Origin of the sequence: Mesorhizobium sp. Mes31 (assembly GCF_024519675.1) — a bacterium.
In the GTDB taxonomy this organism is placed as follows: domain Bacteria; phylum Pseudomonadota; class Alphaproteobacteria; order Rhizobiales; family Rhizobiaceae; genus Mesorhizobium.
The window spans coordinates 423,333-443,133 of sequence record NZ_JALJRL010000003.1 but is presented as its reverse complement, the minus strand read 5'-3'; the positions used below and the strand labels follow the sequence as shown (position 1 = coordinate 443,133).

The window sequence follows — 19,801 nt, the reverse complement described above, 5'->3', positions numbered from 1 at the left end:
GTCATGTCACTATCAGCACGCGACGCAAGCCATTCCAACATCTTCAAGGCGATGAAGGACATCACCTTCGAGCAGACGATTTCGCACCAATGCGGCGTCACCATGAACGACTCGGTCGAGGCCAGGGCCATCGCCGAATTCATGGGCCAGAAGCCGGGGGTGACCATCACCTACCAGCCGGCGCTGATCCGTATCGACGGTGACGGCAAGCTGATCTTCAAGATGGACGCGATCGGCGAATATCTCGGCCGCGAGATTTCGGCCGAGACCTTCGAGGTCAACACCTCCACCCATTACGGCCGCATGGTTCGCGTCGACGACAACACCGTGATCCTGTTCGGCAACATGGACGAGATGTTCGAGTACATCGAATAGCCGCGAAACAAATCTGGCGCGCCGCCGGGTGCGGCGCGCCGAACCGATCAACGCGATTGCTGCGGAGGCAACAATGTACAGAACACCGGAAGGCAAGGACATTTTCGTGGTCGACGGCCACACCCATTTCTGGGACGGCAGCCCGGAGAACCAGAAGAATATCCACGGCAAGCAGTTCATCGAGTGCTTCTATGCCTATCACACGGGCTTGAGCCCGAAGGAGCAGCTGTGGGAGAAGAGCAAGTTCGAGAAATACAGCGCCGACGACCTCTATCGCGACCTGTTCATCGACGGGCCCGATGATGTGGCGATCGTCCAGTCGACCTATCTCAAGGACTTCTACAAGAACGGCTTCAACACGATCGAACGCAACGCCGAGGTGGCCAAGCGATATCCCGAACGTTTCATCGTCAACGGCGCCTTCGATCCGCGCGACGGCGAAAAGGCGCTGGAATACATCCACTTCCTCAAGGAGACCTACAACGTCAAGGGCGTGAAGATGTACACGGCCGAATGGAACGGCGCTTCCAAGGGCTGGAAACTCACCGATCCCGACGCCTACAAATGCTTCGAACTCTGCGACAAGCTCGGCATCAAGAACATCCACGTCCACAAGGGCCCGACAATCATCCCGCTCTCGAAGGACGCCTTCGACGTCCATGACGTCGATCATGCGGCGACCGATTTCCAGAACCTCAACTGGATCGTCGAGCATTGCGGCCTGCCGCGTCTCGACGACTTCTGCTGGATCGCGACGCAGGAAACCAATGTCTATGGCGGGTTGGCGGTGGCGCTGCCCTTCATCCATGCGCGACCGCGCTATTTCGGCGAGGTCATCGCCGAGCTGCTGTTCTGGCTCGGGCCGGAGAAGATCCTGTTCGGTTCCGACTACGCGATCTGGACGCCGCGCTGGCTGGTCGAGAAATTCTGGGCCTATCAGATCCCGGGGGACATCGCCGCCGAACGTGGTGTGCAACTGACCGACGAGATCAAGGAGAAGATCCTCGGCCTCAACGCCGCGCGTCTCTACAACATCGACGTCGAAGCCAAGAAGAAGGCGCTTGCCAGTTCGCCCTTCAGCATCGCGGCGGAGTAGGGGCCATGGCAACCGCCAGCGTTTCCGGCGGCCGCGAGAAGGAACTCTGGCGGCGCCTTGGTGAGGTCAACGACCCGGAACTCGACGAACCCGTCACCGAGATGGGCTTTGTCGAGCGGGCCGCTGTGACGGGCGATGGCAGCGTGGAGATAGACTTCCGCTTGCCGACCTACTGGTGCTCGCCCAACTTTGCGTTCCTGATGCTGGACGGCGTCCGCAAGGCGCTCGACCAACTCTCCTGGGCGCCGGTCTATCGCGTCAAGCTGCACGACCACATGTTCGCCGAAGAGGTCAATCGCGGCATGGAATCCGGCAAGACGTTCGGCGACATCTTTGCCATGCTTGCCGAGGATCAGGATCTCGGCGCCTTGCGCGAAACCTTTGCGATGAAGGCATTCAAGCGGCGCCAGGAGGCGGTTTTGCGCGGCCTCAAGGCGCACGGCCTGACCGATCGGGAAATCCTCGGCATGGACCTGCCGGCATACGACGTGGCGCGGTTCGAGCCAGATGAGGCGGCCAAACAGAAGCCCAGATACCGGGCGGCCCTGCTCGAGCGCTTTCCCGACCGGCGGGCGGATGATCCCGTCTTCGTGACCTGGGAAGGGCAACACATACCGGCTGACGCACTCAGCGCCCATCTCGCCGAACTGCGCGCTGTGCGCATCAACATGGAGTTCAACGGCGCGCTGTGCCGGGGGCTCAAGCAGACCAGATACAAGGAACTGGATGTGGTCGACGGCGAACCGACGCTGGTCGATTTCATTCTGGATCGCGTGCCGGCCAGGACCGCGCCGATCGCCTGAAGCAGAGCTGACAGCAACGGCCTCCCTCGCACGAGGCCCCCAACCAACAACCCGCCCGTAAGGCGGAAGGAGGAATCATGCCCAAGATAATGCTTCACAATTCCGAGGCCCGCCGCGCGCTCGCCCGTGGCGTCTTCCGGCTTGCGGCCGCTGTCGAGCCAACGCTCGGTCCCAAAGGCATGAACGCCATGATCGACCGGCCGATCGGCACGCCGATGGTGACCCGCGACGGCGTCAGCATCGCCTCCGAGATCGAGCTGCACGACCGTTTCGAAAACATGGGCGCGCAAGTCGTCCGCGAAGTGTCGATGCAGACCAACGAGATCGCCGGCGACGGCACCACGACGGCCATCGTGCTCGCCAACGCGCTCATCCAGGGCGGCATCGAGGCGAACGAGCGCGGCGCCAAATCCGTCGATCTGTGCAAGGGCATCGACCTTGCCGTGGCGGCGGTGGTGGCAGCACTCAAGGCTTCAGCCAAGCCGGCCAAGGGCAACGGCATCCTGGCGTCGGTCGCCAACATCGCTGCGACCAACAGCAAGCTTGGCGCGCTGGTGGCGGAAGCCCATCAGCGGGTGGGTGCCGAAGGCGTCATCACCACCGACTTCAGCGTCACCACCGAGACCACGCTCGATGTCGTCGAGGGCATGTCCTTCGAACGCGGCTACCTCTCCCATCACATGGTGACCGATCAGGAGAAGATGGAGGCTGTGCTCGAACGGCCATACATCCTGATGACCGATCTCAAGATCAAGGAGCCCGGGCAACTCGATGCGGTTCGCCGCATCGCCGACGAGGCTGGCCGGCCGCTGTTGATCGTGTCCGAGGAAATGTCGCCGGAAGTGGTGGTGACCCTGCTCGGCAAGCAGGGACCGGGGAGATATCTCGTGGTCCACCCGCCAGAATATGGCCATTGGCGCAAGGCGATGATGGAGGACCTGGCCATCATCACCGGCGGCAAGGTGATCGCGCGCGATCTCGGCGGCCGGCTCGAGGATGTCACCGCCGAGGATCTCGGAACGGCCGACCGGGTGAAGACCAGTTCGTCCTACACCTCCATCATTCGTGGCGGCGGCGACCATGCGGCGATAGCCTCGCGTCGCGCCCAGGTGCAGCGGCAGTATGAAGCTTCTCCGCCGAACATCGACCAGGACAAGCTGCGCGAGCGCCTGGCCAAGCTCTCCGGCGGCACCGCGATCCTTTATGCAGGCGGCGTCACGCCGGTCGAGCAGAAGCGGACCATCCAGCTCATCGAGGATTCGCTGAATGCGGTGCGCGCAGCCTCGGAGGAGGGCGTGGTCGCCGGCGGCGGCTCGGCGCTTGCCCAGATCGCGCCGCTGCTCGACAAGGTGGCGGCTGGCGTCGATGGCGATGTCGCCGAGGGCGTGCGCCTGGTGCGGTCGGTTCTGTCGCGCCCGCTCTGGCGCATCGCCGCCAATGCCGGTGCCGATCCCGAAGCTGTGGTGGTCGAGGTCACCCGCATCAATGGCGGCTACGGCTACAACGCGTCGACCGGTGCGTATCAGAACATGTTCGAGGCTGGGATCATCGATCCGGTCCGCGTCACCTACACGGCGCTCGCCAACGCGGCTTCGGTGGCGACGCTGATCCTGACCACCGAAACGCTGATTGGCGATCTTGCCGAGGACGAGGATCCGACGGCCGGGCCGGCGCGCGGCGGCGGTTCCGAAAAGCTCGGCCGGGCCTGAAGCAATCCAGACAATCTCGACGTTGAAGGGATACGACGATGAAAGCTGCCAGACTGTACGAATACGACCCGAAGATGAACGTCCAGCTCAGGATCGAGGAGGTCAAGGCGCCGACGATCACCGCTCCCGATGAGGTGATCGTGCGGGTGGGGGCTGCCGGCCTCTGCCGCACCGACCTGCACATCATCGAAGGTGTGTGGAAGCCGACAATGGACCCCGAAGGCACGCTGTTGCCTTACATCATGGGCCACGAGAATGCCGGTTGGGTCGAGGAAGTCGGCAGCGGTGTCAGGTCGGTCAAGCGCGGCGATGCCGTGATCTGCCATCCCTTCCGCTCATGCGGCATCTGCCTCAACTGCCGCCACGGCGAGGACATGTATTGCGACAACGGCCAGTTCCCCGGCCTTGGCATGAATGGTGGCTTCGCCGAGTATTTCATCACCAGCGAGCGTTCGCTGATCAAGCTGAACGCCAACATCACGCCGATCGAGGTGGCGCCGCTCGCCGATGCCGGCATCACTGCCTACCGCGCCGCCAAGCGGGCGGCGAAGCTGCTGCGGCCAGGGAGTTATTGCGTGCTGCTCGGCATTGGCGGGCTCGGCCATATCGCGCTGCAATCGCTGCATGCGATCTCGGGTTGCCGCATCATCGCCGTCGATCGCGAGCCGGCGGCGCGGGTGCTGGCCAAGGACCTTGGCGCCGACTTCATCCTCGATGGCGGGCCGAATGTCGTCGAGGAGGTCAGCCAGATCACCGGCGGCGGCGCCCATGTGGTGATAGACTTCGTCGGTGAACTCGGTGTCGAGAACATCTGCTGGAAGATGGTGCGCAAGGGCGGGCAACTGTTCGTCGTCGGCTATGGCGGCAACATCAACGTACCGACCGCGCATCTGGTCATCGAGGAGATCAACATCGGCGGCAGCCTGGTCGGCAATTTCACCGAGCTTGTCGAACTGATGGAGCTGAACGCCGACGGCAAGGTGAAGATGCACTACACCGAATACAATCTCGCCAGCATCAACACCGCGCTCGACGATTTCAAGAACCGGCGGTTCACCGGACGTGGCGTCATCGTGCCCTGAAAGCCTCCGGACTGAACGCGGCACGAAACGGGCGTGCCGCGTCATGGCGCGGCTCTTTTTCTGCTTGGTGCCGCCGCTTATGGCGGCATCATCAAGGTCGCGGCCGCCGTGGTGATTTCGCGGATCATCAGCAACATACTCGGCTACCCTCGGCGAAAGTGACCGGCGCCGTCATGAAGAGCGGATCATCTCCGCGACCGCTGCCTGACGGCAATTCGGTCAACGAATTTTCCCCAACCCGCGGCGCGAATGCCGCGGGTTCTTGTGCCGGTGGGCGAATCTAGAGGAAACCGCGCCGGATGCCGTATTGGCCGAGCTTGCGATAGAGCGTCGGCCGTGAAATGCCGAGCCTTAGCGCAACCTTGCTGAGATTGCCGCCCTCGGCGACAAGCGCATTCTTGATCGCCTGGCGTTCGGCATCCTCGAACGAGCACACCGGCGCTTCGAGCATGGCTGTGGGATGGTCGCCATGCATGGCCATGGTGTCGCGATTGCCCGCACTGATTTCTCCGGGAAGGTCCTGCAGCTCGATCGTGCCGCTGCGCGCCAGTATGTGCAGGCGCTCTACCAGGTTCTTGAGTTCGCGCACATTTCCCGGCCAGCGATAGGCAAGCAGCGCATCGAGCGCGTCGTTTGAAAACTCCAGCGGATCATTGCCTGCCAGCTTCGCGATCTGCCGGTTGAAATGCTCGATCAGCAACAGCACGTCGTCGCCACGATCGCGCAGGGCCGGGACATGAATCGAGACCGCGCCGATGCGGTAGTAGAGATCGCTGCGGAAGCGCCCTGCCGCGACTTCCTGCTTGAGGTCGCGATTGGTCGAGGCGACCAGCCGCACGTCCACAGGGCGGCCTCTCGAGTCACCGATGCGGTGGACCACGCGCTCCTCCAGCACACGCAACAGGAAGGGCTGGATTTCGAGCGGCAACTCGCCGATTTCGTCAAGGCTGAGCACGCCCCCATTGGCAAGCTCGAAGATGCCCGGCTTGCCGTCACGCGAAGCTCCGGTAAAGGCGCCGGCGACATGGCCGAACAATTCGCTGCCGAACAGGTCCTTGGTGATCGCGCCACAATTCATGGCGATGAACGGGTCGTTTTCGGTGCGCCGGCTGCCGGCATGGACAAGTCGTGCGAACAGCTCCTTCCCGACGCCCGTTTCGCCTTCTATCAGCAACGAGGTGACACCGTTCGACCCGGCCACCCGGGAGGCGACATCGACGGCAGCCAGCAATTTTTCGCTGTCGCCGATGATCATTGCCGCGGCTGTCCGCAGGTGTTTGTTCCCCTCTCGATGTATCACCGTCATGCTGGAGACGGCCGGCACCGAGGGAAATACCAGAGCCGCGCCACGAAGGTCGCCATCGAGTTTCAGCGGCGTGACGTGGCAGGATCGCATATGCGCCGGCAGCGCGTTGGCGAGATCGGTCTCGGAGCCGGAGGCCGGCAGGTTCATCAGCCAACGACCGCGTCCCGGCTCCATCGGGCCGTCCATCATCTCGGTGGTGTCGCCGTTGGGCACGTTGTTGCAGAAGATCGCGCGGCCGCGATGATCGACGATCACCAACCCGTCCTTCTGGCGGTAGCTGGGTGCCGAGGATATGAAGGCTTCGAGCAGGCGCGTTCGCTGCTCTTGCTGCTGTTCGGCCAGCGCCTTTTCGATCTGCCTGGCGGTGGCGGCGACGAGCGCCGTGTTGTGCGGCCGGAAGATCGGCGAGTAGCCCGACAGGTCGACGACGCCGATGATCTTGCCGTCCAGAGGATCGCGGATCGGCGCGCCGGCGCAGGTCCAGGATTTGATGCCGGCGCAGAAATGTTCGGCAGCGTGGACGAAAATCGGCTCGCCGGTCCACAGCGCGGTGCCAATGCCGTTGGTTCCGACGGCGTCCTCGTTCCATTTGCCCCCGATGCCCAGATGAATGTCCATGCCGTCATGCAAGGTCTTCTTGTCGCCGATGGCATCGATCAGCACGCCGTCACTGTCGGCGAGCACCAGCATCGCTCCCGTTCCTTCCAGCAACTGGCCAAGGGACGCAAATGATCGTCGCGCCGCCGAAAGCAGCTCGGCGTTGGCGCGGGTCAGATATTCGATCTCGTCACGGTCGCTGCTTAGCGGCGCTTCAATCCCTTGAGCGTTGATGCCGCCGGTGGCGCTGCGATACCAGGAATCGTGGATGAGGGAGCGGACGTGGACCGGATCGCGAGCGGATGTCGGCTCGTCGGAAAGAAAACTCTCCCAGGCACGCATGGTAGCGCGCTCATCATAGTCGATCCTGTCTAAAACCAACTGTCCGGTGGCCATCGACGCACGCGTCGGAAGAGCATCGTTTTTCATCGGATTAGAGCCGCTCGCGTGTTTCATTCAGTCATCACAGTACCTTTTGAGGTATGCCATTTCTGTATGCTGTCGCGGATTGGACGTGCGCGAACGACGCCCGAATGCCGGCTGTCAGTCGATGCCGAGTTTCGCACCGATGTCGGCTGCAAGCTGCTCCTCGGCATAAGCCGCGGTCAGCCGGGACCCATCCAGCTCGGCAAGCGCCTGCGCGATGGTTTCGTCGACCGGTGAGAAAAAGCCATTCTGCTTCGTCGCCAGGACGAAGATCTGTTCTCCACCCCGGTTGCGGACGTCGCCGATATGATGAAGCTGGCGGCCGGTGTTCTGATCCTTGGAGATCACACGACCGTTCATGGTGACGCGGATGGACGGGCTCGCTTCGGTGGCGGTCGCCGCGCTGCCGCCGACATGGATGATCAGTCCCTCAGCCTTCGGTTGCTGGCGTGGCTTCCTGGAAGCCGAATAGCCGCCGCCGCTGATCTGGTCGGCAAGCTGGACGATGGTCGATCGGTTCTGCTCGATCAGCCTTTTGACCTGCATGTCCTCGCGCCGCGGGCCATCCCGCTTGGAGATGATCTCGACCATGAATCCTCCCAGATTCGCTCGGCTGTGCCGAGGGTTACGGCTCGTTTGTTGTTCTTTTGTGGCGAACCCTACACCACCTCTGTGAGGTTCGCCATTCCCCACTAGATAGCGCCAAAATTCACATCGCTGGTAGTAGGTGGCTGCTACACGGATTTCCGGCACTCGGACGTTTGGGCAAGGCCCGAGGGTCAGACTGCCTTGCTTTGACGTCCTTTAGCCCGCGATCGCGATCGAGTTCATGGACGGCAGGAGATCGCAACCGCGATCCTCACGCGGTCCACCTCAAAGGCGCTGCCGCCATGCCTCGATCAGATCCAGGTCTCGATTGCGCGGCGTCGCGAGATGAATTGCCCGACCGGTACCGTCGAAAGCGCGAACAACCCGAGCAAAGTGAATACCGCGTTGCGGTGCGTAGAGAAAGGCGACGACCACGCCCCAGAGGATTGAGCCACCTCGGATGTCGATCTGTCCGATTCCGCAAATGCGTTGATTGCGCGCTCAACATCAAGCTTTGAACGTGGGCCGACATTTGCGTGCGAACGCGAGCTTGTCCCTCGGGCCGACCGGCCTTCCCTCGCGGTAGAGCCGCTAGCCAACATAACTGATATTCCATGGACAGGTCTGTCTCGGCTTCTCCAAAAAAGGGATGTTCGTTCCAGCTCGATGCCGATCGCGCAGGTTCGCATCCACGGATCGACATCGGCCGGTCTGGGAGGTCCGAGATGGGGAAGATGCGATTGTCGCAAGAGGGCGTGGTGTTCGCGCTGGCCGCTGCGATGTTCGCGGTCTTCGCGCTCACGCTCAACAATTTCCTGACCGCCGGCAACCTCATCGCGCTCGTGCGCAGCGTCTCGATCCTCGGCATCCTCGGGCTCGGCATGGGACTGGTGGTCATCGGCCGGGGGATAGACCTTGCAATGGTGGCCACGATGGTGGTCTCCCTGTCGTGGGTCTTGTCCATGGCGCAGGCCGGCACGCCGTTCGAAACCGCCCTGGCATATGGCTTCCTGCTCGCTGTCGCCATTGGCTTGGCAAGCGGCATCCTAATTGCCTATGCGGACATCCCGGCGATCTTCACGACCCTGGCCATGGGGCTGGTGATCTACGGATCCGGGCGCGCCTTCCTGTTTCAGATCGACGTGCAGAACACCCCGGCCGGCGTCGCCTGGTTTGATTTTCTCGGACGCGGTTTGTTGTTCGGGCTGCCGATGCCGATCGCCGCCTTCGCCGTGCTTGCCGCGCTAATTGCCCTGCTGCTTTTACGCACACGCTTCGGCCGGTTCATCTATGCGGCCGGAGACAATCCGCTGGCGGCCCGCATCACCGGTTTGCCGCTGCGACCACTGATCGTGGTGCAGTATGTTGTGAGTTCGGTGATCGCCTGCCTTGCCGGCGTTGTCATGGCGGCGGCCGTGTCCGGCATGAGCACCCGCGTCTACAACTCCACCATGATCTACGATGTTCTGCTCGTCGTGGTGCTGGGCGGGATCAGTTTGAGCGGCGGACGCGGCGGTGTGCGCAACGTGCTGGTGGGAACGCTGCTGGTCGGCGTGCTGCTGAACGGCATGACCATCCTCGACATCACCTACACCACGCAAAACCTGATCAAGAGCCTGATCCTTCTGCTCGCGATCATGGTGGACAGTTTCATCAACCCCAGGGACGAGCAGACCTCGCAACAGAGCCAGGGGGACATCTGAACGACATCTTTTGCGATTCAACGGGAGGAAACCATGAAAATTCGCACTATTCTGGCCGCAGGCCTGATGGCCCTCGGGCTTGTGGGCACCACGCATGCCGATGACGGGTTGGATAACCCGTCACGCAATCCATTCTACGACGGGCTGAAGGGAAAGCGCGTCGTCTTCATCCCCCTGGCGATGGGTTTCGATCTTACCGAGGGGTGGGCCGCGATCATGCGCAAGCAGGCGGCCGATCTCGGCTATACGCTCGAAATTCGCGATCCGAACTGGAGCACGGATGCGGGTACGCGAGCGCTGACCGCTCTGATCGCCGAAAAGCCCGACCTCATCATAGCGCACAATCCCGATGTGCAGTCCTACGCCCGCTTGCTGAAGCGCGCCATGGACGCCGGCATCAAAGTGATCCAGCTCAATCTCGAATCCGTCGTTCCGACCGACGCCTATGTCGGCGCCGACTGGTCCCGGGTCGGCTACATCGAGGCAGACGCGCTGGTGAAGCAGTGCGGGGCGGGGTCAGGCAAATCCGGCAAGATCGCCATTATCCGTGGCCAGCCGACAGCAGCCTCCGACCTTTATGAACTTTATGCCTACAAGCAAACCTTCGCCAAGGATCCGTCGATCAAGATCGTGTCGGAACAGGCCGCTCAGTACGATCCCGCGAAGGCCCGCGCGATCATGGAGACGGTGTTGCAGCAGCATCCCGACCTTTGTGGAGTCGTCGGAAACTGGGACAACCAGGACGTGGGCGCGGGCGCCGCGATCCAGGCGGCCGGGAAGGCCGACGACGTCTATGTCGTCACCTCCGGCGGCGGCAACCAGATCGGTTGCGACAACATCAGCAAGGGCCTGCTCGACCTGATCATCAGTTACGATGTGCCACTCCAGGGCAATGCGATCAACCAGCAGATCGTGCAGTCGCTGCTGTCGCCGGCGAAGGCCGGAGAGAGCAAGACCGCCTACTACACGCCGCTGACGCTGCTGACGAAGGACAATATCGGTCCGCGTACCTGCTGGCAGCTCGACCAGCTGAAGTAGGCCAACCGAGGAATATCAAAGATCATCATGGCCAGCAGCGACACATTTGCCTATCTGCGTTCGCGCTATCTCCCCGATCACCTGGTCGGGGAGATTCTGTCGAAGCGCTGGATCGACAATGCGATCCCTTTTTCCGCCCTCGTGCTCACGATCGTGGTGCTGGGCTCGATCATTCCCGACTTTCTCTCCCTGTCGAGCCTTTCCGACCTCGCCCGGCAGTTCGCGGAATTCGGGCTCGTGGTGCTTGCCCTGACAGTCGTGATGATTTCAGGCGGCATCGACCTTTCGGTCGCTTCCGTCTTCTCTTTGGCGGTCTTGTTCTCGCTGATAGGGGTAAACGTCTACGCATTGCCGATACCAGCCGTCCTGGCCGGTATCCTGGTCTTGGGCATGTGTTGCGGCGCCATCAACGGCGTTCTGGTCGGCTACCTGCGCCTGCGCGCCTTCCTCACCACCCTGGTCAGCCTGATCATCTTCCGCTCGATCTATGAAATCGTCTTCGTGAAGATGTCCACCTCGATGATGTCGGGCTTCTCGATGTCCGACCTCTGGCTGTTCATCGGCGAAGGCACGGTGCTCGGCGTTCCGACCTCGCTGGTGATCACACTGGTTATCGCCCTTTCCTGGCACCTCGTCCTATCACGGATGCGTCCCGGCTGGCGGCTCACCGCCGTCGGCGGGGCTCGGCGCTCGGCCTTCAACGCCGGCATCGACGTGCGCTTCATGGTGTTCCTCACCTATGTCGCCTCCAGCACGATGTGCGCGCTGGCCGGCTTCCTGTTCGCCGCGCGGCTGGGCAGCACGGGGTCCGACACCGGCGTCGGGCTCGAGGTGCAGGCGCTCACCGCTGCCGTCCTCGGCGGCACGGCGATCGGCGGCGGCCGAGGCTCGGTGGCGAAGGCGATCATCGGCAGCCTGCTGGTGCTGATGCTCACCAACGGCCTGATCAACCTCGGCATCAGCGGCCCGATCACCTCGACCATCCTGGGAGTGATCCTGCTCACTGCCGTGTTCGTCGATATGCGCTGGCAGAAGCACCGCCACCGCATTCTCGCCAAGGTCTATGTCTCGCCCGCCTATCTTTCCCTGCCGCCGGCTCCGAAGGTCGACGCACCCGGCTCGCCCTATGTGCTGAACGACCGCTTGCGCTCCGTGGAGATCATCGGGCTCGGACAAATCGAGGGCCCCGAAGACGTCATCCTCGATCGCGACGACAATCTCTATTGCGGTACCAGGCATGGCGATATTGTCCGTTTCTTCGGTCCCGACCACAAACGCTCCGAGGTGTTCGCGCATATAGGCGGCCATCCGCTCGGCATGGCGTTCGACCGCGGCGGAAACCTGCTCGTCTGCATCGGCGGCATGGGTCTGTTCCAGGTTGCGCCCGACAGGACCGTTACCAAGCTCACCGACGAGACGAACAGGAGCTGGACGTCGGTCGTGGACGATTCGCGGCTTCGCCTGGCCGATGACGTGGATGTCGCGCCTGACGGCCGCATCTATTTCAGCGAGGCGACGATCCGTTACGAGCAGGAGGACTGGGCGACCGACGCGCTGGAAAGCCGTCCGAGCGGACGCATGATCTGCTACGATCCGAAGACGGGCAAGACGCACACCGAAATTCCGAAATTGGTCTTCGCGAACGGCGTCACCATGTGTCCCGACGGACAGTCTTTCATGTTCGCGGAGAGCTGGACCTGTTCCATCAGCAGGTATTGGTTCGACGGACCCAAGAAGGGCAAGACCGAAAGTGTCATCTCCAGCCTGCCCGGCTATCCCGACAACATCAACCGGTCCTCGGACGGCAATTACTGGCTGGCGCTGCTCGGCATGCGCGGGCCAGCTCTCGATCTTGCGATGCGCATGCCCGGGTTCCGCAAGCGCATGGCCCGACGTGTTGCGCCCGATCAATGGCTCTATCCGAACATCAACACCGGCTGCGTGGTGAAGTTCAATGAAAAGGGAGAAATCCTCGACAATCTGTGGGATCTCGGAGGCCGCAACCATCCGATGATCACCTCGATGCGCGAGCACAAGGGATGGCTGTATCTGGGCGGCGTTTCGAACAACCGGATCGGCCGCTACAAGCTGCCCGACGCCGACCCTGACTGGTGCGCGCAGGATGCTTATTGGGGGCCGCGCCCATGATCGGTGCCATCAAGCGCGCCTGGGCGAACTTCCGTGGCTTCGATCTGACAGGCAGTACCGTGCCGCCGATGGACGGCCCGCTGCGGCCGAATGCGAAGCTCGACGCGGCTCCGGTGCTGCTGGATCTCGCCGACGTCGACAATCTTGTGCTCTGCGGGCAACAGATCCTCTGCTCGGTCGCTCATGAGATCCACACGCTGGCGCCGACGGCTGGCTCTGAAGGGCAGGGGCTTTCCATCAGCCGGGCGAGAGGCATGGGTAAACCCGTGACCAGCATGGCGGCGAGCGCGGACCTGCTGGCTGTCGCCGTCGAAGGCGAGGGTATCCGCATCGAGAGCCCGGACGGCGCATCCTCGGAACTGATCAGGCTCGACGCGCTCGATGCGCAGTGTGTCACGGCGATGGCTTTTGCCGACAGCTCCACCTTGCTCGTCGCGGTGGGATCCGACCGCAATCCAGCGCACGGTTGGAAGCGCGATCTGATGACCAAGACGGCGGCGGGGTCGATCTGGCGTATCGACATTGGCACGCGCACTGCCGTTTCGATCGCTTCGGGGCTCGCGTTTCCGTCCGGGATTATCGTATCGAAGGACCGGCTCTTCGTCTCGGAGGCCTGGCGCCACCGTGTGATCTCGATGGGCATCGACGGCTCGCGCCAACAGATCGCCCTCGGCTCGCTCCCCGCCTATCCGGGGCGCATCGTACCGGCATCGGAAGGCGGCTTCTGGCTGGCCATGTTCGCGCCGCGCAATCCACTTGTCGAATTCGTCCTGAAGGAGGACGAGTATCGCAGGCGCATGATCGAAACGATCGACCCGGACTATTGGATCGCGCCCTCGCTGGCTACCGGGAGAAGCTTCCTCGAGCCCATACAAGGCGGCGCGCGCAAGAAGCTCAACATGCTGAAGCCCTGGTCGCCAACCTGGTCGATAGGCCTCGTCGTGCGCTGCGACAGGGACATGGCCATGGTGCGAAACTATCAAAGCCGCGCCGATGGCGACGTGCACGGCGTGACCTCCATGTGCGAAGCCGGTGGCCGGCTTCTCGTTGCGGCAAAGGGGTCGGGAAAGATCGTGGCGATCCATGAACTGGCGGGGCACATAGCATGACACCCCTCGTCCAATTGCGCGGCGTTTCCAAGGACTTCCGGGGCGTCCTGGCGATCTCGAACGTGGATTTCGAAATCCGTCCCGGCGAGATACACGCCATTTTGGGTGAGAACGGCGCGGGAAAATCGACGCTGATGAAAGTGCTCGCCGGCGTTTACCAGCCGAGCTCCGGCGAAATGCTGCTGGATGGCCAGCCGGCAACACTGAATTCCCCATCCGACGCGCTGAACCGCGGGATAGCGATGGTCTTCCAGGAGACCAATCTGGTGCCATCCATGTCGGTGGCCCAGAATATCTACCTGGGCGACGAAAAGCTGTTCAACCGGCTGCGCGGATTGAACATCCAGGCGCAGCGCTACCTGCTGTCGCTCAACTTTTACGTCGATCCCACCGCCCAGGTCTCCTTCCTGGGGGCCGGAAAGAAGCAATTGGTCGAGATCGCGCGCGCCGTCCACCACAATGCGCGGCTCATCATCTTCGACGAGCCGACCGCCACGCTGACCCCCGAAGAGAAGTTCCACTTCTTCAACCTGGCCCGCCGCCTGAAGGAGGAGGGGATCGCGATCATCTTCATCAGCCATGCTCTCGAGGAGGCACTGCATCTGTCGGACCGCATCACGGTGATGCGCGACGCCAAAGTGGTCGTGACCGACGAAACGAGCAAGTTCGATCGTGACCGGATCGTGCAGGCGATGGTCGGCCGTAGCCTTTCCGGCGAACTCTATTCCGGCCAGGCGCGCGTGGCGCGCCCGATGGGCAGAAAGATTCTCAGCGTCGAAAATCTGTCGATGGGCAATACGGTACGCAACACGTCGTTCTCCGTGTTCGCCGGCCAGGTGACGGGCCTGTTCGGCCTTGTCGGCGCGGGGCGCACGGAAACGATGAAGATCGTCGCCGGAGTGCTGAAGCGCGATTACTTCCACGGCGGCACGGTGCGCTTCGAAGACCGGCCCGTCCGCTACCGAACGCCGCGGCCGGCGGTGCGTGACGGCATCGTCTATGTCACCGAGGATCGCAAGATCGAAGGTTTCTTCGAAACCATGACGATCGCCGGCAACATCCAGCTTGGACACCTCGCCAACGGCAACAATCCGCTCACGCCGGTAGCCCCCCGGCAGGGCCGGGAGCTGGCCGTCGAATGGACGAAGCGGCTCGGGGTCAAGGCGATCGACGCCGACGCCCGCGTCATCGAACTTTCCGGCGGCAACCAGCAGAAGGTGGTTCTGGCCAAGGCGCTGGTCCAGAAACCCAAGCTGGTCATCCTCGACGAACCGACACGTGGCGTCGATGTCGGAACGATCGTGGAGATTCACAACTTCATCAACGAGCTTGCCGACAGCGGCATGGCCGTCGTCGTCATTTCGTCCTACCTGCCCGAGATCATGACGCTTTCAGACCGCATCCTGGTGGCGAGGCAGGGACGGATCGTCGAGGAGATGGACGTCGCCGAGGCAACCGAAAGCCGGATCATGTATGCGGCGGTCCACTGAGAGCGTCGTAGCTTGCCGAAGTGGCCGGCCGCGCACGCGCGGCCAGCCATTGGCTTCGACAAGGACTGATCGGGAAAACGAGATCGCCCAACGCGACATTGATGCGCCGGTTCCCGGTTGCTATCCCCTGTTCGTGGGCAGGACGAACATCTGCGCGATCTGGACGTGAGGCGGCTGATCCAACGCGAATAAGACGCATCGGGCGATGTCTTCGGGGTCGAGCGCCATGCCGAAACGCTCAAAGTATTGTCGAGCCGCCTCCTCGTCGCCGCGATGGCGCGAGGCGACGATGTTCGTGCGGGTAAGCCCCGGCAGGATCTCGATCACGCGTATCGGTGTCTCCGCCAGTTCGGCGCGAATGATATCGCTCAGCATGTGCACGCCCGCCTTGCTGGCAGAATATGGCGCCTGGTCCGGCACTATACGGATCGCGCTGATGGAGCTCATGTTGACGATGTCGCCAACTCCGCGTTCGATCATTCCAGGCAGGATCGCCCGCGTCACGCGCATGAGCCCGATCAGGTTGGTCTCGATGATCGCCGACCAGTCGTCCGCCGACCCGATATCGAAGCGGGTACGCCCGCCGATGTCATGACCGGCATTGTTCACCAGTATGTCGATGTCGCGGAATTCGAGCGGCAGCCGGCCAAGGCATTTGGCAACGGCAGCGCCGTCGGTGATGTCCAGGTGGAGCGGAAAGACATCGGCGCCAAACTCGCCAGCCAGGGTGGCTAGGTGGCCTTCCTCGCGATCTGCCAGCACGATGCGGTAGCCCTTGCCATGCAGGCTCTGGCAAACCGCGCGTCCGATGCCACTCGCGGCACCAGTGACGAATGCGATCCTTTGGCGATCCGTCATGTCACCCGCTCCAGCCCAGCCATCATCCCACGCAGCGCCAGACGATCACACTTTGGTCGATCAACAGGGTGTCGTGGCGATCGTCGTTCATGGTCGGGGCTTCAGCGCTGCACGAACGGGTTGGGCACGCTGCCACTGATGTCGATCCAGACGCTCTTTTCCTGCAGATATTCCCGAATCGCGGACAGGCCGCTCTCGCGGCCGATGCCGGAACGCTTGAAACCGCCGAACGGCGACATGTAGCTCACCGCCCGGTAGGTGTTGATCCACACCGTGCCCGCCTTGAGTTTCTGCGACATGGTCAAAGCACGCGTTATGCTTTGCGTCCACACGCCTGCGGCCAGCCCATAGATCGTGCCGTTGGCGATCTCGATCGCCTCCTCGTCGCTTTCGAAGGGGATGATGGCCAGGACAGGACCGAAAACCTCCTCCTGCGCGATGCGCATCTTGGGACCGACATCGGTGAAGATCGTTGGCTCGACGAACCAGCCTTCGCCGCAGGCCGGATCGGTGGCCCGCTTGCCGCCGAGCGCCAGCTTGGCGCCTTCCGCATTGGCGATCTCGATATATTCAAGGATCTTGGCGAGTTGCGGCCGCGTCGTGATCGGCCCGACCTGCGTATCGTCGCGCGAGGGATCGCCGATCCGGGCAGTCCTGGCGAAGGCAACCAGCGCGTCGACGAAAGCCGGATAGATCGAGCGATGAACGAGCGCCCGCGACCCCGCGATGCAGGTCTGGCCGCTGGCGGCGAAAATGCCTGAGACAACGCCCTTGACGGCATCGTCCAGAACCGCGTCCTCGAAGACGATGTTGGCGGATTTTCCGCCGAGTTCCAGGGTGACAGGTTTTATCGAGCGCGCCGCGATCTGGTAGACGCTCTGGCCGGTGCGATCGCCGCCCGTGAACGCAATCTTGTCGACACCCGGGTGAGACACCAGGTGCTCGCCGATCTCGTTGCCGAAGCCGGTGACGATGTTGACGACTCCCGGCGGGAAGCCAGCCTCCTCGAAAAGCGCTCCGAACTCGAGCGCCGAAGCCGAGGAGAACTCGGAGGGTTTCCAGACGATGGTGTTGCCGGCCGCCAGCGCCGGGGCCAATTTCCACGTCGCCAGCATCAGCGGCGAATTCCACGGGGTGATGGCGGCCACCACGCCCAGCGGCTCCTCGCGGGTAAAGTTGAACACGCCGGGCTTGTCGATCGGGATGACGCGTCCCTCGACCTTGTCGGCCAGTCCGGCGAAATAATAGTACCATTGCGGCATGTATCTGAGCTGGCCGCGCATCTCTGCGATCAGCTTGCCATTGTCGCGGGTTTCGATGTCGGCCAGGCGGTCGGCATTGATGGTGAGAAGATCGGCGAAACGCCGGATCAAGGCACCGCGGGCGCTTGCGCTCAACGCCGACCATGACGGCGCGTTGAAGGCCTGCGCGGCGGCCACGACCGCACGGTCGACGTCCCTCGCACTGGCGCGGGGGATTTGAGCCCAGGCCGTGCCGGTAAAGGGATTTTCGGTGTCAAACGTCCGATCGTCCAGCGCATCCACCCACTGGCCGCCGATCAGCATCTGATATTTTTTCATGTTGATCCCGCCTGCTGCTCCAATGGCCAAGAAGACGTTGGTCAAGCCTTGTCAGCATCAAATTCTGCGAAGGCCTCACGCGCGATGCGGAACGAATCCACCCCCGCAGGCACACCCGCATAGATCGCCGCCTGCAAGAAGACTTCGCGAACCTCGTCGCGGGTGACACCGTTGCGCAGCGCGCCCTTGATATGCATCTTGAGCTCGTGGGGCCTGTTGAGGCAAGTGAGCATGGCGAGGTTCAGCATCGAGCGCGTCTTGCGTGGCAACTCTTCGCGACCCCAGACCGCACCCCAGCAATACTCTGTCACGAGTTCCTGCATGGGACGGTTGAAGTCGTCCGCCGCGGCAAACGACTTTTCGACGAACTCCTTACCCAGCACTTCCTTGCGGATCGCCAAGCCGCGTTCGAAGACTTCCTTGGACATGTGAACCTGCTCCTGTTTGGGAATGTTTATGAACTCTGCCTTGACGACAGACGCGTGTGATTGCCAGCCCCTTGTGCCGGCGATCGCGTTGCTTGTCTTTTGGCCGCTCGCTTAGCCGCGCAGAGCGACAGCAGCCGACCGGCATCTTTCTTGGTGTCCAGCCTGTCGACAAATTCCTCGATGGCCTCGGCCTCGGCAGCGCCGAGGATATTCGCCGCCGCCAGGCGGAAGCGCTCGCGCACCTGCGCCTCGGTGGCGGGCACGACGTCGGGCAGGCCCATGGAAAGCTGGCGGCCGTCGCCGAGAGTCACGTCGATGGCCGCACCCTGCTGGCCAGGGAACAGCGCTGTCAGATCCGGGCTGGCAACCAGTTCGCTCACACTGATCAGGCGCAGCGTTTCGGGATCGGCGAGGTCGCTGTAGATGTCCTCGGACAGCCGGCCGTTTGCAAACACGGCTCCCACACCGAACGGAATACTCATCTTCGCCTGGAGGGCTCTGTCGAACGGTCCTGTCCGATCGCATCCTGGATATGCGGCGGCGGCGGCGGGTACGCTGATGCGGATGCGCTCGACCGGTGCGGCATCGGAGCCGATCATCTCGACGAGCTTCAGTGCGGTCTGGCAGGCCGTCTGGGCAAAATTGCAGGCTGGCGCCGCCTTGTGATAGACGTTGAAAATGTCCGCCTCTCCGTTGGGGAAGAGTTCGATCCGGCCAGGCATCGGCCGTCGTGCGAGCGCGGCAAAATACCCCGACCGGCCTTCAAGTATGTCAGGGCTGCCGAAGGCTCCGGATTCGGCCAGCCGGACGGCCATCCAGGCGTTCCGGACGGCAAAGCCTGGATGGAAGAACATGTCGGAGCCACCGCTTTGCGGCCACTGGTTCAGCCCGGAGGCGGTGTTCGCAGCGAGAGCAATCGCCGCTTCTATCTGCTGTGGGTCAAGCTTCAGCATCCAAGCGCCGCCGCATGCCGATCCGATGGGGGCGACCAGTCCTGTCGGCCGGAAAAGTGATGACAGCGTCGGATCGATCAGCATTCTTCCAAGGCGTCCGCCGACCTCATAGGCGACCACCGCCGACCGGAGCAGGTCTATGCCGCAAACCGTGTCCGTCTCCGCCAAAGCCAGCAGCAGCGGCCAGACGACCACGCCATGGTGGCAAACCGATGCGGCGTGCATGTCTTCCCTGACGAGGCCGTGGCCCTTCACGGCATTCACAAAGGCGGCATCTGCTGGTGTCGCCGTCGCGCTTTCGCCAATCATGTGGCCGCCAGGTGCTGCCCACACCGCGCAGACCGCCTGCCGGCTGGGCTCCAGCTTGGAAGCCTCGAACGCACAGCCGAGGAAATCGAGCAGGCACAGCTTGGCCTTGCCGATGGCTGCCGGACTAAAAACCGGCGGGGCAAGGTTCGTCAACGCAACTGCCAATTCCATCGAGCGCGTCGTCATAGCTGCTCTCCACAAGG

General features: G+C 62.7%; 17 protein-coding genes. 11 read left to right on the top strand and 6 right to left on the bottom strand.

What is annotated here, in order from left to right:
- Window positions 1-3: 3 nt before the first annotated feature.
- The 6 genes from NR193_RS07355 to NR193_RS07330 all read left to right on the top strand — a co-directional run bounded on the left by NR193_RS07355 (window position 4) and on the right by NR193_RS07330 (window position 5,227).
- The gene (locus NR193_RS07355) at window positions 4-375 is read left to right on the top strand and encodes an MmoB/DmpM family protein (protein WP_091583801.1); all 372 of its coding nucleotides are present in this window, start codon (window positions 4-6) and stop codon (window positions 373-375) included.
- Window positions 376-448: 73 nt separating this feature from the next.
- Entirely contained in the window at window positions 449-1,471 is a 1,023-nt protein-coding gene (locus NR193_RS07350; RefSeq protein ID WP_256750203.1) for an amidohydrolase family protein, read from the top strand.
- Between the two features lie 5 nt (window positions 1,472-1,476).
- A complete protein-coding gene (locus NR193_RS07345; RefSeq protein ID WP_256750202.1) occupies window positions 1,477-2,274 on the top strand; it encodes an iron-sulfur cluster assembly protein in 798 nt (265 codons plus the stop codon).
- 77 nt (window positions 2,275-2,351) lie between these two features.
- The gene (locus NR193_RS07340; protein WP_256750201.1) at window positions 2,352-3,983 is read left to right on the top strand and encodes a molecular chaperone GroEL; all 1,632 of its coding nucleotides are present in this window, start codon (window positions 2,352-2,354) and stop codon (window positions 3,981-3,983) included.
- Window positions 3,984-4,021: 38 nt separating this feature from the next.
- Window positions 4,022-5,065, top strand: coding sequence for an NAD(P)-dependent alcohol dehydrogenase (locus NR193_RS07335; protein ID WP_111547135.1), 1,044 nt, complete (start codon window positions 4,022-4,024; stop codon window positions 5,063-5,065).
- Window positions 5,066-5,098: 33 nt separating this feature from the next.
- Window positions 5,099-5,227 (top strand): hypothetical protein, encoded by a 129-nt coding sequence (locus NR193_RS07330; RefSeq protein WP_256750200.1) that lies wholly within the window; start codon window positions 5,099-5,101, stop codon window positions 5,225-5,227.
- Between the two features lie 118 nt (window positions 5,228-5,345).
- Here NR193_RS07330 and NR193_RS07325 read toward each other — a convergent pair whose 3' ends face one another.
- Together NR193_RS07325 and NR193_RS07320 are read right to left on the bottom strand one after the other, a co-directional pair.
- Window positions 5,346-7,397 carry a sigma-54-dependent Fis family transcriptional regulator gene (locus NR193_RS07325; protein ID WP_256750199.1) on the bottom strand — a complete coding sequence of 684 codons (2,052 nt, stop codon included), beginning with the start codon at window positions 7,395-7,397 and terminating at the stop codon, window positions 5,346-5,348.
- 114 nt (window positions 7,398-7,511) lie between these two features.
- Window positions 7,512-7,985 carry a hypothetical protein gene (locus tag NR193_RS07320; protein WP_256750198.1) on the bottom strand — a complete coding sequence of 158 codons (474 nt, stop codon included), beginning with the start codon at window positions 7,983-7,985 and terminating at the stop codon, window positions 7,512-7,514.
- A 722-nt stretch (window positions 7,986-8,707) separates the two neighbouring features.
- Between NR193_RS07320 and NR193_RS07315 the strand changes: the two genes are divergently transcribed.
- Genes NR193_RS07315 through NR193_RS07295 form a run of 5 tightly spaced genes read left to right on the top strand, consistent with a single transcriptional unit; the run spans window position 8,708 to window position 15,470 of the window.
- On the top strand, window positions 8,708-9,685 hold the full coding sequence (locus NR193_RS07315) for an ABC transporter permease (RefSeq protein ID WP_256750197.1): 978 nt from the start codon (window positions 8,708-8,710) through the stop codon (window positions 9,683-9,685).
- Between the two features lie 33 nt (window positions 9,686-9,718).
- The gene (locus NR193_RS07310; RefSeq protein ID WP_256750196.1) at window positions 9,719-10,723 is read left to right on the top strand and encodes a sugar ABC transporter substrate-binding protein; all 1,005 of its coding nucleotides are present in this window, start codon (window positions 9,719-9,721) and stop codon (window positions 10,721-10,723) included.
- Window positions 10,724-10,750: 27 nt separating this feature from the next.
- Entirely contained in the window at window positions 10,751-12,871 is a 2,121-nt protein-coding gene (locus NR193_RS07305; protein ID WP_256750195.1) for an SMP-30/gluconolactonase/LRE family protein, read from the top strand.
- Complete coding sequence (locus tag NR193_RS07300; RefSeq protein ID WP_256750194.1) at window positions 12,868-13,980, top strand: strictosidine synthase; 1,113 nt, start codon at window positions 12,868-12,870, stop codon at window positions 13,978-13,980. The genes NR193_RS07305 and NR193_RS07300 overlap by 4 nt, the downstream gene beginning before the upstream one ends.
- Window positions 13,977-15,470, top strand: coding sequence for a sugar ABC transporter ATP-binding protein (locus NR193_RS07295; protein WP_256750193.1), 1,494 nt, complete (start codon window positions 13,977-13,979; stop codon window positions 15,468-15,470). The genes NR193_RS07300 and NR193_RS07295 overlap by 4 nt, the downstream gene beginning before the upstream one ends.
- A gap of 120 nt (window positions 15,471-15,590) precedes the next feature.
- Here NR193_RS07295 and NR193_RS07290 read toward each other — a convergent pair whose 3' ends face one another.
- The 4 genes from NR193_RS07290 to NR193_RS07275 form a co-directional block, all read right to left on the bottom strand.
- Window positions 15,591-16,328, bottom strand: a complete 738-nt coding sequence (locus NR193_RS07290; protein ID WP_256750192.1) for an SDR family oxidoreductase — start codon at window positions 16,326-16,328, stop codon at window positions 15,591-15,593.
- Window positions 16,329-16,429: 101 nt separating this feature from the next.
- Window positions 16,430-17,908 carry an aldehyde dehydrogenase gene (locus NR193_RS07285; protein WP_256750191.1) on the bottom strand — a complete coding sequence of 493 codons (1,479 nt, stop codon included), beginning with the start codon at window positions 17,906-17,908 and terminating at the stop codon, window positions 16,430-16,432.
- 41 nt (window positions 17,909-17,949) lie between these two features.
- Window positions 17,950-18,336: a carboxymuconolactone decarboxylase family protein gene (locus NR193_RS07280; protein ID WP_256750190.1), complete on the bottom strand. Its 387-nt coding sequence runs from the start codon at window positions 18,334-18,336 to the stop codon at window positions 17,950-17,952.
- A gap of 26 nt (window positions 18,337-18,362) precedes the next feature.
- A complete protein-coding gene (locus NR193_RS07275; RefSeq protein WP_256750189.1) occupies window positions 18,363-19,784 on the bottom strand; it encodes an MmgE/PrpD family protein in 1,422 nt (473 codons plus the stop codon).
- Between the last annotated feature and the right edge of the window lie 17 nt (window positions 19,785-19,801).